The sequence below is a fragment of the Cellulosimicrobium marinum genome (assembly GCF_020551945.1).
Classification (GTDB): Bacteria; Actinomycetota; Actinomycetes; order Actinomycetales; family Cellulomonadaceae; genus Cellulosimicrobium; species Cellulosimicrobium marinum.
On the sequence record NZ_JAJBZH010000008.1, the window covers coordinates 122,333 to 136,800 of the forward strand.

General features: G+C 73.3%; 13 protein-coding genes. 7 read left to right on the forward strand and 6 right to left on the reverse strand.

The window, feature by feature from the left end:
* Positions 1–84 precede the first annotated feature (84 nt).
* The 3 genes from LGQ04_RS16140 to LGQ04_RS16150 all read left to right on the forward strand — a co-directional run bounded on the left by LGQ04_RS16140 (position 85) and on the right by LGQ04_RS16150 (position 6,196).
* Positions 85–873 carry a response regulator transcription factor gene (locus LGQ04_RS16140; RefSeq protein ID WP_229244984.1) on the forward strand — a complete coding sequence of 263 codons (789 nt, stop codon included), beginning with the start codon at positions 85–87 and terminating at the stop codon, positions 871–873.
* Positions 870–2,021: a sensor histidine kinase gene (locus LGQ04_RS16145; protein ID WP_229244985.1), complete on the forward strand. Its 1,152-nt coding sequence runs from the start codon at positions 870–872 to the stop codon at positions 2,019–2,021. The genes LGQ04_RS16140 and LGQ04_RS16145 overlap by 4 nt, the downstream gene beginning before the upstream one ends.
* 314 nt (positions 2,022–2,335) lie before the next feature.
* A complete protein-coding gene (locus tag LGQ04_RS16150) occupies positions 2,336–6,196 on the forward strand; it encodes a multifunctional oxoglutarate decarboxylase/oxoglutarate dehydrogenase thiamine pyrophosphate-binding subunit/dihydrolipoyllysine-residue succinyltransferase subunit (protein ID WP_308016424.1) in 3,861 nt (1,286 codons plus the stop codon).
* A gap of 632 nt (positions 6,197–6,828) precedes the next feature.
* On the opposite strand, the gene LGQ04_RS16155 is transcribed toward LGQ04_RS16150, so the two are convergent.
* Positions 6,829–7,824 carry an aldo/keto reductase gene (locus tag LGQ04_RS16155; RefSeq protein WP_229244987.1) on the reverse strand — a complete coding sequence of 332 codons (996 nt, stop codon included), beginning with the start codon at positions 7,822–7,824 and terminating at the stop codon, positions 6,829–6,831.
* 106 nt (positions 7,825–7,930) lie between these two features.
* On the opposite strand from LGQ04_RS16155, the gene LGQ04_RS16160 reads away from it, so the two are divergent.
* Both LGQ04_RS16160 and LGQ04_RS16165 read left to right on the forward strand, forming a co-directional pair.
* Positions 7,931–8,845 (forward strand): aldose 1-epimerase family protein, encoded by a 915-nt coding sequence (locus LGQ04_RS16160; RefSeq protein WP_229244988.1) that lies wholly within the window; start codon positions 7,931–7,933, stop codon positions 8,843–8,845.
* Positions 8,846–8,909: 64 nt separating this feature from the next.
* Positions 8,910–9,524 carry a GDSL-type esterase/lipase family protein gene (locus tag LGQ04_RS16165; protein WP_229244989.1) on the forward strand — a complete coding sequence of 205 codons (615 nt, stop codon included), beginning with the start codon at positions 8,910–8,912 and terminating at the stop codon, positions 9,522–9,524.
* Positions 9,525–9,584: 60 nt separating this feature from the next.
* On the opposite strand, the gene LGQ04_RS16170 is transcribed toward LGQ04_RS16165, so the two are convergent.
* The 3 genes from LGQ04_RS16170 to LGQ04_RS16180 all read right to left on the reverse strand — a co-directional run bounded on the left by LGQ04_RS16170 (position 9,585) and on the right by LGQ04_RS16180 (position 11,982).
* Entirely contained in the window at positions 9,585–10,400 is an 816-nt protein-coding gene (locus LGQ04_RS16170) for a DUF4097 family beta strand repeat-containing protein (protein WP_229244990.1), read from the reverse strand.
* A 71-nt stretch (positions 10,401–10,471) separates the two neighbouring features.
* The gene (locus LGQ04_RS16175) at positions 10,472–11,071 is read right to left on the reverse strand and encodes a PadR family transcriptional regulator (RefSeq protein WP_229244991.1); all 600 of its coding nucleotides are present in this window, start codon (positions 11,069–11,071) and stop codon (positions 10,472–10,474) included.
* Complete coding sequence (locus LGQ04_RS16180; RefSeq protein ID WP_229244992.1) at positions 11,071–11,982, reverse strand: DUF4097 family beta strand repeat-containing protein; 912 nt, start codon at positions 11,980–11,982, stop codon at positions 11,071–11,073. Before LGQ04_RS16180 ends, LGQ04_RS16175 begins: the two co-directional genes overlap by 1 nt.
* Before the next feature lie 195 nt (positions 11,983–12,177).
* Between LGQ04_RS16180 and LGQ04_RS17940 the strand changes: the two genes are divergently transcribed.
* On the forward strand, positions 12,178–12,252 hold the full coding sequence (locus LGQ04_RS17940; RefSeq protein WP_099052597.1) for a 50S ribosomal protein bL37: 75 nt from the start codon (positions 12,178–12,180) through the stop codon (positions 12,250–12,252).
* Positions 12,253–12,319: 67 nt separating this feature from the next.
* Here the strand turns inward: LGQ04_RS17940 and rsrA are convergent, their stop codons facing one another.
* Together rsrA and LGQ04_RS16190 are read right to left on the reverse strand one after the other, a co-directional pair.
* On the reverse strand, positions 12,320–12,640 hold the full coding sequence (gene rsrA / locus LGQ04_RS16185; protein WP_308016425.1) for a mycothiol system anti-sigma-R factor: 321 nt from the start codon (positions 12,638–12,640) through the stop codon (positions 12,320–12,322).
* A complete protein-coding gene (locus LGQ04_RS16190) occupies positions 12,637–13,353 on the reverse strand; it encodes a sigma-70 family RNA polymerase sigma factor (RefSeq protein WP_229244993.1) in 717 nt (238 codons plus the stop codon). Before LGQ04_RS16190 ends, rsrA begins: the two co-directional genes overlap by 4 nt.
* A gap of 265 nt (positions 13,354–13,618) precedes the next feature.
* Here LGQ04_RS16190 and LGQ04_RS16195 point away from each other — a divergent pair, with 265 nt between their 5' ends.
* On the forward strand, positions 13,619–14,164 hold the full coding sequence (locus tag LGQ04_RS16195; protein WP_229244994.1) for a ferritin: 546 nt from the start codon (positions 13,619–13,621) through the stop codon (positions 14,162–14,164).
* Positions 14,165–14,468 lie beyond the last annotated feature (304 nt).

Sequence of the window (14,468 nt, forward strand, 5' to 3'; positions counted from 1 at the left end):
ACGGCACGGCGACGGGACGGCGTCGGTGCCGGCGGTCTCCCCAAATCCGCCCGACCAGGGCCGACGTGTGCCACGCTGTGTCTCATGGCAGACAGGTCATCGAGCGCATTCCCGCCGGGCACGGGCGCAGGCCCCGGGGCGAACCGCACGCCGGCACCGCCGACCGGGCCGGCGGGCCAGCAGGGCGCCACCGTCCTCGTCGTCGAGGACGAGCCGGCGATCGCCACAGCGATCGCGCAGCGCCTCACCGCCGAGGGCTGGCGCGTCGAGGTCGCGCGCGACGGCCTCTCCGGCGTCGACGCCGCCGAGCGGCTGCGCCCGGACGTCGTGGTGCTCGACGTGATGCTGCCCGGCATCGACGGGCTGGAGGTGACCCGGCGGATCCAGGCGGAGCAGCCCGTCCCCATCCTCATGCTCACCGCGCGCGACGACGAGACCGACATGCTCATCGGGCTCGGCGTCGGCGCGGACGACTACATGACGAAGCCGTTCTCGATGCGCGAGCTCGTCGCGCGGCTCAAGGCGCTCCTGCGGCGTGTCGACCGCGCGGCCCAGGCCGCGACGTCGGCCCCCACCGAGCCCCCGCTGTCCGTCGGCGACGTGACGATCGACAAGGCGCAGCGGCGCGTCCACCGCGCGGGCGAGGAGGTGCACCTCACCCCGACCGAGTTCGAGCTGCTCGTCATGCTCGCGAGCTCGCCGAAGACCGTGCTCACCCGCGAGCGGCTCCTCGCCGAGGTGTGGGACTGGGCGGACGCGAGCGGGACACGGACCGTCGACTCCCACATCAAGGCGCTGCGCCGCAAGCTCGGGGCGGACCTCATCCGCACGGTGCACGGCGTCGGCTACGCGTTCGAGCCGCCCGCCGGATGACGACACCGTCCGGCGACCCGGCCGGGGCGCGCCCGGCCCCCGGCCAGCCCCACCGGGCCCACACGATCCGGCCGCACCTGCCGGACGTCCGCCCGCTCGACTCGTTCCGCTCGCTGAAGATCAAGCTGGGCGTGCTCGTCGCGGCGACCGTGACGCTCGCCGTCCTCATCACCTGGATCGGCCTGCAGAACCAGCTCGGCCCGTCCCGGACCTTCCCGCTCGCGATCGTCCTGTCGCTGCTGCTCACCCAGGTCCTCGCCCGCGGGATGACGTCGCCGCTGCGCGAGATGACCGCCGCGGCGCGCGCGATGGCCGACGGCGACTACACGCGGCGCGTCCGGGCGACCAGCCGCGACGAGGTGGGCCAGCTCGCCGTCGCGTTCAACGTCATGGCGGAGGATCTCGCGACGAGCGACCAGGTGCGTCGCGAGCTCGTCGCGAACGTGTCGCACGAGCTCCGCACCCCCGTCGCGGCCCTCCAGGCCCAGCTCGAGAACGTCGTCGACGGCGTCACCGACCCGACGCCCGCGACGATGGAGATGGCGCTCGCCCAGACGGAACGCCTCACCCGCCTCGTCGCCTACCTGCTCGACCTGTCGCGCATCGAGGCCGGGGCGGCCGCGCTCAACATCACCGAGATCGACGTCGGCGACTTCCTCGAGGAGAACGCCGAGGCCGTCTCCATGGTGGAGGCCGCCAAGGGCCTGCGCTACGTCGTGGACGTCACCCCGCCCGACCTCGTGCTCGAGGCCGACCGCGAGCGTCTGCACCAGGTCGTCGTCAACCTGCTCCAGAACGCGATCCGCCACTCCCCGCCCGGCGGGGAGATCCGGCTGGAGGCGTACCCGGTGGACGACGACGTCGTGCTGGAGGTCGTGGACGAGGGCCCGGGGATCGCGCGCGAGGACCGGGAGCGGATCTTCGAACGGTTCGCCCGGGCGAGCGCGACGGGCGCGCCGACCGTCTCCGGCGGCTCGACGGGCGGCACGGGGATCGGTCTGGCGATCGTGCGCTGGGCGGTCGACCTGCACGGGGGGCGCATCGAGGTCGCGGACTCCCGGAGCGGGGCCACGATGCGGGTGACGCTCCCCGCGCGCCGGACCGCGCCGACCCCGGACGACGACGTGGAGCCCGACGACCTCGCATGAGGCCCGCACGGCACTGAGAGATGCGTCACACCGGCGGTCCCGCATACCTCGCGATGGCCTGGAATTCCGCGGGCTTGCCCGCAGGCGAGGCACGCGTTGCACCGCGTTTGCCTCGCCCAGACGCGACGTGAAGAACCCGCGGACGGCTCGCACGTGAACGCCCGGACCGGCCGCCCGGGGCGTGCCCGAGGGCCTAGGCTTGAGGAGTCCGGAATCCGGACGAGTCCGTGCCGGGGCGCGTCGTCGTCTCGTCGCCACGCGCCGACACGACTGAGACCGACAGCGACCTGTGTGTGAAAGTGGGCGATCCTCGCGTGTCCCCGAAGGCTGAGTCAGAGGCGATCAGCGACGCAAGCTCCGTGTTCGGAGCGAACGAGTGGCTGGTCGACGAGCTCTACGAGCAGTACCTCAAGGACAAGAACGCGGTCGACCCCGCGTGGTGGGACTTCTTCGAGGACTACCGACCGACCGAGCGTGACGAGGCCGCAGGCGACGCCGCGCCCCCGGCGGCCACCAACGGCTCCTCGGCGCAGGCGGCCGCTGGCAGCTCGGAGCCCGCGCCGCGCGCCGAGCCACCGCGCTCCGAGGCCGCCCGCCCCGCGGCGGTGACCGACGGCTCCGCAGCCGCCGAGGCGGCGCAGCGCGTCAAGCCGGCCCGCCTGCCCGCCGACCCGAGCGTCAACGCCGCCGCCGAGGCCGTCCGAGCGACCGACCCGGTGGCCGAGCCCGTCGCCACCGCGCAGCCCGCGACCGCGCTCTACGCGCAGGTCCCGGCGCGCAAGGTCGCAGCCGCCGAGACCCCCGCCGACGAGCCGGTCGACGACGTCCAGAAGCTCCGCGGCCCCGCCGCGCGCGTCGTCACGAACATGGAGTCGAGCCTGCAGGTGCCCACGGCGACGTCCGTGCGCGCCGTGCCGGCCAAGCTCATGGTCGACAACCGCATCGTCATCAACAACCACCTCGCCCGCGGCCGCGGCGGCAAGATCTCCTTCACGCACCTCATCGGGTTCGCGCTCGTCGAGGCGCTCGCCGACATGCCGGTGATGAACGCCAGCTACACCGAGCTCGACGGCAAGCCCGCCGTGAACCAGCCCGCGCACGTCAACTTCGGCCTCGCGATCGACCTCGCGAAGCCCGACGGCTCGCGCCAGCTCCTCGTGCCGAGCGTCAAGAAGGCCGAGACGATGGACTTCGCCCAGTTCTGGGCGGCCTACGAGGACCTCGTGCGCCGTGCGCGCGGCGGCAAGCTCGGCGTCGACGACTTCGCCGGGACCACCATCTCGCTGACCAACCCCGGCGGGATCGGCACCGTCCACTCCGTGCCGCGCCTCATGCAGGGGCAGGGCACCATCATCGGCGTCGGCGCGATGGACTACCCCGCCGAGTTCGCGGGCGCCTCCACCGAACGCCTCGCCCGCCTCGGCATCTCGAAGGTCCTGACGATCACCTCGACCTACGACCACCGCATCATCCAGGGCGCCCAGTCCGGCGACTTCCTGCGCATCCTGTCGAACAAGCTCATCGGCGAGGACGGCTTCTACGACCGCGTCTTCGCTGCGCTGCGCATCCCCTACGAGCCGGTGCGCTGGGTCCGCGACAACACCACGGACGCCGAGATCGAGGCGGCGAAGCCCGCCAAGATCGCCGAGCTCATCCACTCCTACCGCTCGCGCGGGCACCTCATGGCGGACACCGACCCGCTCGCCTACCGCCAGCGCAAGCACGGCGACCTCGACATCCAGAACCACGGCCTCACACTTTGGGACCTCGACCGCACCTTCCCGACCGGCGGGTTCGGCGGCCAGCAGAAGTCGTCCCTGCGCGACATCCTCGGTCTGCTGCGCGACTCGTACTGCCGCTCCATCGGCGTCGAGTACATGCACCTCGCCGACCGGACGCAGCGCAAGTGGCTCCAGGAGCGCCTCGAGTCCGGGTACGCGCGCACCCCCCGCGAGGACCAGCTCCGCATCCTGCGCCGCCTCAACTCGGCCGAAGCCTTCGAGACGTTCCTGCAGACGAAGTTCGTCGGCCAGAAGCGCTTCTCCCTCGAGGGGGGCGAGTCCCTCATCCCGCTGCTCGACGCGATCCTCTCGCGGGCGGCGGAGAACGGCCTCGACGAGGTCGGCATCGGGATGGCGCACCGCGGGCGCCTCAACGTGCTCGCGAACATCGCGGGCAAGAGCTACGCGCAGATCTTCGCCGAGTTCGAGGGCAACCTCGACCCGAAGAGCGTCCAGGGCTCCGGCGACGTGAAGTACCACCTCGGCACCGAGGGCACCTTCACCGCGGAGTCCGGCGCGACGACGAAGGTCTACCTCGCCGCCAACCCGTCCCACCTCGAAGCGGTCGACCCCGTCCTCGAAGGCATCGTGCGCGCCAAGCAGGACCGCATCGACCTCGGCGGCGACGGCTTCTCCGTCCTGCCCATCCTCATCCACGGCGACGCCGCGTTCGCCGGCCAGGGCGTCGTGCCCGAGGTGCTCAACCTCGCGCAGCTGCGCGGGTACCGCACCGGCGGCACCGTCCACGTCGTCGTGAACAACCAGGTCGGCTTCACCACCGGCCCGTCGTCGTCGCGCTCCACCACGTACGCCACCGACGTCGCCAAGGGCTACCAGGTCCCGATCTTCCACGTGAACGGTGACGACCCCGAGGCGTGCGTGCGCGTCGCCGAGCTGGCCTTCGCGTTCCGCGAGCAGTTCGACCGCGACGTGATCATCGACCTCATCTGCTACCGCCGCCGCGGGCACAACGAGGGCGACGACCCCTCGATGACGCAGCCGCTCATGTACAACCTCATCGAGGCGAAGCGCTCGGTGCGCAAGCTGTACACCGAGAACCTCGTCGCGCGCGGCGACATCACGCTCGACGAGGCCGAGCACGTCCTGCAGGACTACCAGGCCCAGCTCGAGCGCGTCTTCACCGAGACGAAGGAGGGCGGGTACACGCCCTCCGCCTCGTCCGAGCCCGTCGCCGGCCTGGAGCGCCCCGAGTCCCAGCTCGAGGACGCCGGCACCATGGTCGGGTGGCGGACCGCCGTCGACCCGGACGTCGTCGAGCGCATCGGCCAGGTGCACGTCGCACCGCCCGAGGGCTTCACCGTCCACCCGAAGCTCGCGCAGCTCCTCGAGAAGCGCCGCCAGATGTCCGTCGAGGGCGGCATCGACTGGGGCTTCGGCGAGCTCACCGCGTTCGGCTCCCTCCTCATGGAGGGCACCCCGATCCGCCTCGCCGGCCAGGACTCGCGCCGCGGCACCTTCGTGCAGCGTCACGCCGTCCTGCACGACCGCGAGACCGGCGCCGAGTGGACCCCGCTCCTGTACCTGTCGGCCGACCAGGCGAAGTTCTGGGTCTACGACTCCTCCCTGTCGGAGTACGCCGCCCTCGGCTTCGAGTACGGCTACTCCGTCGAGCGGCCCGACGCCCTCGTGCTGTGGGAGGCACAGTTCGGCGACTTCGTCAACGGCGCCCAGACCGTCATCGACGAGTTCATCTCCTCCGCCGAGCAGAAGTGGGGCCAGTACTCCTCCGTCGTCATGCTCCTCCCCCACGGCTACGAGGGGCAGGGCCCGGACCACTCCTCGGCCCGCATCGAGCGCTTCCTCCAGCTCGCCGCCGAGGACAACATGACCGTCGCGCAGCCCTCGACGCCCGCGTCGTACTTCCACCTGCTGCGCCGCCAGGCCTACGCCCGCCCGCGCCGCCCCCTCGTCGTCTTCACGCCGAAGCAGCTGCTGCGCCTCAAGGCAGCCGCCTCCCCGGTCGAGGACTTCACCCAGGGCACGTTCACGCCGGTGATCGGCGACACCGCGGTCGACGCGTCCAAGGTCGACCGGGTCCTGCTGTGCACCGGTCGCGTCTACTACGATCTGCTCGCCGAGCGCACCAAGCGCGGCGACGAGAGCGTCGCGATCATCCGGCTCGAGCAGCTCTACCCGCTCGACGTCGACGCGATCCGCGCCGAGATCGCGCGCTACGGCGACGCGGAGGTCGTGTGGGTCCAGGACGAGCCCGAGAACCAGGGCGCCTGGTCGTTCGTCCACATCAACCTGCCCGACGACCTGCCCCGCGTCCGTGTGGTCTCCCGTCCCGCGTCCGCGTCCACCGCGGCCGGCACGGCGAAGAAGCACCAGGCCGAGCAGGCCGTCCTCGTCGACCAGGCGTTCGCGCGCTGACGCCCCACCGACGACGGCCCTGAGCCAAGCACGACGAAGGCCCCTCCTCCGGAGGGGCCTTCGTCGTCTCGGCATCAGGTGAGGGGGACGTCGTCTTGCCTCCGGTGGTGGGCGAGGGGGCTTCGTCTCGCCTCCGGTGATGGGTGAGGGGCCCGGGGGCGCAGGTCTACCATCCGCCCGCTCGTCCCTCACGGGCTCCCGCCAGACACTCCACGACCTGCGCCCCCGGGCCCCTCACCCACCACCTCGTCCGTCCCTCGCCGCAGCCGTCGCGCGTCAGACCTCCCGTGCTCCCGACGGTTCCCCTCCCGGGACGTCAGACCACCTGCGGTCACCGGCACGCGCGGGACGGTACGACCGCTTGGTTCGCGTCGGGTGACGGTCGAGCGAAGGCCGGGGTCGGAGGAGCGGCGGCGGCGTTCGCGCGCGCCTGCTCGACGTCGCGTGCGCCGGGGATGACGGTGGAGAGGCGGCGGGTCGTGGCGGGTCTGGCGGGAGCGCCGCGAGGGACGAGCGGCGCGGATGGGAGACCCGCCGCCGCTCCTCCGACCCCGGCCGACGGCGACCCGCCCCCCCGAGACGAGAAACCGCACGGAACCGCGATGCGCGCGCTCCGACCGACCCGCGCACCCTCACCAGCGGTCGTGGACCGCCGCGCGGAAGTGCTCGTCGTAGATCTCGCGGACGCCCGAGGTGAAGAGCGGGCCGAGGACGTCGGCGGAGCCGGCGGCGGCGTTCGCGCGCGCCTGCTCGACGTCGCGTGCGCCGGGGATGACGGTGGAGACGCCGGAGCGCTGCCAGATCCAGGCGATCGCGGCCTGGGCGGGGGTGAGGTCCGGGGAGACGGTGTCGCGGACGAGGTCGGCGAACCGTCGTGCGGCCTCGACCCCGGTCTCGAAGTCGACGCCGGAGAACGTCTCGCCGACGTCGAACGCGCTGCCGTCGCGGTTGTAGGTGCGGTGGTCGTCGGCGCCGAACGTCGTGTCGCGGGTGTACTTGCCGGACAGGAGCCCGGACGCGAGGGGGACGCGCGCGATGACGCCCACGCCGGCATCGGAGGCGGCGGGCAGGACGGCGTCGAGGGGCTTGAGCCGGAACGCGTTGAGGATGATCTGGACGGTGGCGACGCCGGGGCGCGCGATGGCGGTGAGGGCCTCGTCGACGGTCTCGACGCTCACGCCGTAGGCGGCGGTGACGCCGTCGGCGACGAGGGTGTCGAGGGCGTCGTAGACCTCGTCCCGCGAGTACACGTCGGTGGGCGGGCAGTGGAGCTGGACGAGGTCGAGGCGCTCGGTACGCAGGTTGCGGCGGGAGCGGTCGGCCCACTCGCGGAACCTGGCAAGGGTGTAGTTGTCGGGGTCCTGCGCCTCGCGTCGGCCCATCTTGGTGGCGACGGTGATCCCGTGGCCGGGGTTGTCGGCGAGGTAGGAGCCGATGATCTGCTCGCTGCGACCGTCGCCGTACACGTCGGCGGTGTCGAAGAAGGTGACGCCGGACTCGGCGGACGCGTCGAGGACGGCGCGGGCGTCCGACTCGTCGACCTCGCCCCAGTCGGCGCCGAGCTGCCACGTCCCCAGTCCCACGACCGAGACGAGCCGTCCCGTGCGTCCGAGCACCCGTCGTTCCATCGTTCCTCCTCGTGCTGCGTCGGGCGCGCCGACGCGTGCCCGGTCACCGAGTCTGACGGGCGGTGGGCGATCATGCACCCGCGCGCGCCGGGTACTGTCTGTGAGCGTGAACACCGATGCTCCGTCCGGCGCTCAGCTGCGCATCGTCCACGGCGACCACGCCGCCACGATCACCGAGGTCGGGGCGGCGGTCCGCGAGTACGCGGTCGGCGGTCGCCCGGTCTTCGTCCCCTTCGGGGTGGACGAGATCTCTCCGGCGTTCAACGGCGCGGTGCTCCTGCCGTGGCCGAACCGGCTGCGCGACGGCCGGTACGAGGTCGACGGGACGGAGCTCCAGCTTCCGGTCACGGAGCCGACGCGGGGTACGGCGCTGCACGGCCTGGCGGCGTGGCAGCGGTGGTCGGTCGTGGCGCGGACGGCGGCGGCGGTCACGCTCGAGCTGCGTCTGGTGCCGACGCCGGGCTACCCGTTCGCGCTGGTCTCCCGGGTGACGTACGCGCTGGACGACGACGGGCTGCGCGTCCACGTCCGGACCGAGAACACGGGGCGCGGGACGGCACCGTACGGCGTCGGCTTCCACCCGTGGCTCTCCCCGGCGGGCGCCGACCTGGACGACTGCACGATCCGGCTCGACGCGGCGTCCCGCGTCACGACGGACGAGCGCCTCTTGCCGACCGGGACGGAGCCGGTGGCGGGTGCGTTCGACCTGCGGGAGACGCGCTCGTTGCGGGGTGTCGACCTGGACGACGCGTTCGTGGACGTCCTGCGGGACGAGGACGGGTTGTCGTGGGTCCGGGTCGGGGCGCCGGACGGTCGGACGACCGCGGTGTGGATGGACGCGTCGATGGACACGTGGCAGGTGTGCACGGGCGACCACGTGGGGGACGTCGCGTTCCGCCGGACGGGGGTGGCCGCGGAGCCGATGAGCTGTGTCGCCGACGCGTTCCGCACGGGCGACCGGCTCGTGCGGCTCGCCCCGGGTGCCGCGCACGAGGTGACGTGGGGCGCGACGCTGCTGTGAGCGACACGCCGGGCGGGGCGGCCCGGATCGACGTGCGCTCCCGGCGTCGGGGAGAATGACGCCCGTGGAGGACGCGGCACAGCGAGAGGTGAGGATCTGCGTCGTCGGCGACGAGCTGAGCGCCGGCGTCGGGGACGCCAAGGCCCTGGGGTGGGCAGGGCGCGTGGTCGCGCGCACCCGGTTCCCGCTGCCGGCGTACGTCTTCCCGCTCGCGATCCCCGGGGAGACGACGACGGCCCTGAGCCAGCGGTGGGAGGCGGAGACGGCGCGCCGCTTCGGCGCGGAGCCGGACGTGGACAACCGCCTGGTGATCGGGCTGGGGCGGCACGACCTGGACGCGGGCCTGTCGGTCGCCCGTTCTCGGCTCAACCTCGCGAACGTGCTCGACGTCGCGGAGTCGCGCCGTCTGCCCACCTTCGTCGTGGGGCCGCCGCCGGGCGACCCGCGGGACACGGACCGGCTGGCCGAGCTCTCGAACGCGTTCGCGGACGTCGCGCACCGGCGGCGTGTGCCGTACGTCGACACGTTCACCCCCCTGGTGACGCACGAGCAGTGGCTGGCGGACCTGGCGCAGAGCGGCAACGGGTTCCCGGGGCAGGCGGGCTACGGGCTCATGGCCTGGCTGGTCCTGCACACCGGGTGGCACGCGTGGCTCGGTCTGCCCGACGACGCCCCGTGACGTGCGCGTGGCCCCTGCCCGGTCCCGACCGGGCAGGGGCCACGTCGTGCGGGGGCGGGGTCAGCCGCGCGAGACGGTGAGGTCGCCGGAGACGGTGCTCGCGGACACGTACGCGCCACCCGCGCCCTGCGCGGAGTCCGCACGGTCGACGTGGTCGACGGAGGTCGTGCGCTGCGCGGAGCTCTCGAGGCGCACGCCGTCGAGCACGGCCTTGCCGGTGACGCTGCGGGCCTTGAGGTTGACGGGTGCGCCGGCGCCGAGCCGCACGGCGACGTCCCCGGAGACGGTCCGCGCGTCGACCAGGGGCGTGCTCTCGCGCGCCACGACCTCGACCCCGCTCGTCACCGTGGTGACGGCAACGCGACCGAGGCTGCCCGTGACGTTGACGGCGCCCGACGCGGTGCTGACGCGGACGTCGCCCACGTGCTCGACGACGTCGACGGGCGCGGACGCGGTCTTCACGGACACGGGCCCCGTGGCCCCGGACACGCGCACGGGTCCGGTCGCCGTCGTGACGGACAGGTCCGCCGTCGTCCCGGTGACCGACGCGGCGCCGCGTGCCGTGGAGACGCGGACGGTCGCGTCGGCGGGGACGGTGAGGCGGACGACGGCGCGGTCCTTGTCGCGCAGGCCCTTGGCCCGGTCGACGAGTCCTTCGATCCCGGCGAAGTCGTAGCCGACGCGCAGCTCGCCGTCGTGGACGCTGACCTGCAGGGGGCGGTCGGAGACGTCGCCGACCTCCACGTGCGCGCCTCCGGCGCGGCCGGGCTCGGCGACGACGTCGACGGAGCCGTCGGTCAGCTGGACGACGACGCGGCGCACGTCCGCGACGTCGACGGTCTGCGGGGTGGCGATCACCCAGGTCTCGGTGCTCATGCGGTCCTCCTCGTTCGGTCCCCTGCGGGACGCTCGTGGGTGGGTGGGGTCGGGCTGGTCGGGTCGGCGCGTCACGGGAGGGTGGCGCGGACGGCGGCGCGGGCGCTGTCGAGCACGGCGCGCAGGGTGTCGACGGTGAGCTCGCCGACGGCGCTCGACGCGTCGGCGCGGCGCAGGTCGGCCCGCAGGTCGTCGCGGAAGCGGTGCAGGAGGACCTCGGCCTCCGTGCGCCAGGCGTACGACTCACGACGACGCGGGTCCGGCTCCCCGTCGCGCGGGCGCGCCCTCGCGGTCTGGGCGGCGGCGGCGAGCTCGGCACGCAGCCCCTGGAGGGAGCCGTGGACGTCGGCGCGCAGGGCCAGCGCCCGTGCGCGCACGGTCTCCGCGATGCCGTGCTCGAGCCGGACGACGTCCGCCCGCCGCGCCTCGACCTCGGCACGACCCGCCGGGGTGAGCTCGTAGGTGGTCTTGCGGCCCTCGACGGTGCGGTGGACGAGCCCTTCGTCCTCGAGCCGTCCGAGCCGGGGGTAGATCGTGCCCGCGCTGGGTCGGTAGGTGCCGCCGAACCGTTCGGCGAGCTCCGTGATGAGCTCGTAGCCGTGCTTCGGGCCGCTGTCGAGGAGGGCGAGCAGGTAGAGGCGCAGCTCGCCGTGGGCGAAGACGGTCGCCATCAGCGGTCCTCGGGTCCGGTCACCGTGGACGTCGGGGGGGTGCCCGGCGAGCCCCAGGTCGGGGCGCCGGCCGTCGCCGGCCCGGGGGCGCCGTCGGGCCGCTGCGCCGGGCGCCCCCGCAGGACGGCGACGTCGCCGGAGACTGCCGAGACGCGCAGCGTGGGGGCGCCGGGGTCCGGTGCGGTCCGGGTGAACGACCCGGCCGCGGCGCGCTCCTCGGTCCCGTCGACGAGGAGCCGGCCGCTCAGGCACCGGATCGCGTAGGTCATGGCGTCCGGGTCCGGGAGGCGCACGACGACGTCCGCGGACACCGCGGTCACGGAGACTCCCGCGGGGGTGGTGCGCGAGTCGACCGTCACGGTGCCGGAGACGGAGTCCACGTGGAGCGAGCGGAGGTCCCCGGTCGCCGTGAGGCTGCCGGAGACGGAGTCCATGCGGACGTCGCCGTCGTGCTCCCCCGCCGAGACCTCGCCCGAGACGGTGTCGACGCGCAGCTCGCCCGCGGTCCGGCTGGTCACGACGGAGCCGGTGACCGTGCCGACGCGCAGGCCGCTGCGGACGCCGGCGACGAGCCCCTCGCCCTGCACGGTGGCGACCTTGACCCGGGTCCTCGCGGGGACGGCGACGTGCACGTCCGCCGAGTCCTTGCCCGCGTACCCGCGGAACCGCTCGACGAAACCCTTCCAGCCCGACTCCGGCGAGCCGTGGCCGATCCGCAGGGTGGTGCCGTCGACCCCGATCTCGAGAGGGCGCCCGACGACGGAGTGCACCTCGACGAGCACGTCGGTGCGGTCGGGGTCGTCGTGCGCGACGACGTCGATGCGGCCGCCGATGACGGTGGCCGCGAGGCTCTCGACATGGGCGACCCCGATGGTCCGCGGTCCCGTGACCGTCCAGCTCTGCTGCGTCATGCCGCGCCGTCCCCTCGTCCGCCTGGTCGTCCGACGCGATATATCGCGTCCCGTCCGACACGATATATCGCGTTCCCGGGGAGGGCAAGGGGCGCGGTGTGGGACGATGGGAGGCGGACCGCACACGACGAGGGCGGCCGTCCCCGTCCAGACCCCCGAGGTCGGCGGCACTCCCCGAGACCGTAGGAGAACACCATGAGCAAGCGCGGACGCAAGCGTCGCAGCCGCAAGGGCAACGCCGCGAACCACGGCAAGCGCCCCAACGCCTGAGGCGCCCCATGCACGGAGGGCCCGGACCGACGACGTCGGTCCGGGCCCTCTTGCCGTTCCGGACGGCTCAGCGCACCTCGACGGTCGTGGTCGTCATGACCACGAGCTGCGCGTGGATGCGCGCGCGCAGGCTCGCCGGCGCCTGCTCGTGGCACGAACGGCGCACGAGCTGCTTGACGATCTCCTCCACGCTGAGCTCGGCGAGGCAGGGCGAGCAGTGCGCGACGTGCGCCCGCATGCGCAGCTCGTCGTCCGGCGTCATCTCGGAGTCGAGGTACTCGTACAGGTGCGTCAGCGCGTGCTCGCACTCCGACTCCCCCTGCGTGGAGTGCGGGATGGGTGTGACGGGAGGTGCCGCCTCGTCGGGCGCCTTGTCCTGCGTGCTCACGACTCACCTCCTGGGCTCTTCGCCCCCACCAGTCCTCGCCGCGCGGCGTAGTCGGCCAGCAGCTCGCGCAGCTGGCGCCTGCCCCGGTGCAGGCGTGACATGACCGTGCCGATCGGTGTCCCCATGATCTCCGCGATCTCCTTGTAGGGGAACCCTTCGACGTCCGCGTAGTACACGACCATGCGCCGGTCCTCCGGCAGCTCCTGCAGCGCACGCTTGACGTCCGTGTCCGGCAGGCGGTCGAGCGCCTCCGCCTCGGCCGAGCGCAGCCCCTGCGACGTGTGCGACGCCGCCCGCGCGATCTGCCAGTCCTCGACGTCCTCCGTCTGGGCCTGCTGCGGCTCGCGCTGCTTCTTGCGGTACGTGTTGATGAACGTGTTCGTGAGGATCCGGTACAGCCACGCCTTGAGGTTCGTCCCCGGGCGGTACTGGTGGAACGCGGCGAACGCCTTCGCGAACGTCTCCTGCACGAGGTCCTCGGCGTCGGAGGGGTTGCGCGTCATGCGCAGCGCCGCCGAGTAGAGCTGGTCCAGGTACTGCAGCGCGTCCCTCTCGAACCGGGCCGCGCGCGCCGCGTCGTCCTCGGCCGCGGGGGCACGGTTCGTGTCCGCGTCGTCGACGGCCGCGTCCGTGGCCGCCCCGCCCTCGGGCGCGTCCGACGGGGACGTCGCGGGCGACGTCGTCTCGGAGCCCTCGGAGATTCGCTCAGTCATCAGCAACGAGCCTAGTCCTCCGTCCTCGTGCACGTCCGGTGAGAGACCCCCCAGGTCCGTGCGTCGCGTTGTCCCGCCCGTCCACGCCGCGGCGAACGCCTCGTCGGGCGTCGTGGCCGCGCCCGCCGGGCGGGCGGTCCGGTCGTCGAGCAGGATCGTCACGGCTGGTGCAACGACCTCCGCCCCGTGCACATTCCCGGGCGTCCCGCCACCCGGGGTCGACGTCCCGCAGGTGCGCGTCGGACCCGCTCGCTAGCGTGAGGACATGACGACGACCGAGAACCCGTCCCGCTTCCTCACCCTGCTGCGCGAGCAGGTCGCGCACGAGTTCAACGCTCACCAGCAGTACGTCGCGATCGCCGTGTGGTTCGACTCCCACGACCTGCCGCAGCTCGCGGCGCACTTCTACCGCCAGGCGGTCGAGGAGCGCAACCACGCCATGATGATCGTGCAGTACCACCTCGACCGGGACCTGCCCGTCGTGATCCCGGGGTCGGGCGACGTCCGCAACGACTTCGCGTCCGTCGTCGAACCCCTCCAGCTCGCGCTCGACCAGGAGCAGCAGGTCACCCGACAGATCGAGGCGATCTTCCGCGCCGCGCGCGACGAGGGCGACGCCCTCGGCGAGCAGTTCCTCCTGTGGTTCCTCAAGGAGCAGGTCGAGGAGGTCGCCTCCGCGACCACGCTCCTCACCGTCGCCCAGCGCGCCGGCGACAACCTCTTCGACCTCGAGAACTTCGTCGCGCGCGAGACCATCGGCGACGCCGGCGAGTCCGCCGACGCCCCCGAGGCCGCCGGCGGCGCCCTCTGAGACGCACCCACGCGCGAGGCGGTGAGCCGACCGCAGAGGCCGGGGTCCGGGTGCTGCGCACGACGTGGTGAGCCGACCGCAGAGGCCGGGGTCCGGGTGCTGCGCACGACGTGGTGAGCCGACCGCAGAGGCCGAGGTCCGGGTGCTGCGCACGACGTGGTGAGCCGACCGCAGAGGCCGAGGTCCGGGTGCTGCGCACGACGTGGTGAGCCGACCGCAGAGGCCGGGGTCCGGGTGCTGCGCACGACGTGGTGAGCCGACCGCAGAGGCCGAGGTCCGGGTGCTGCGCACGACGTGGTGAGCC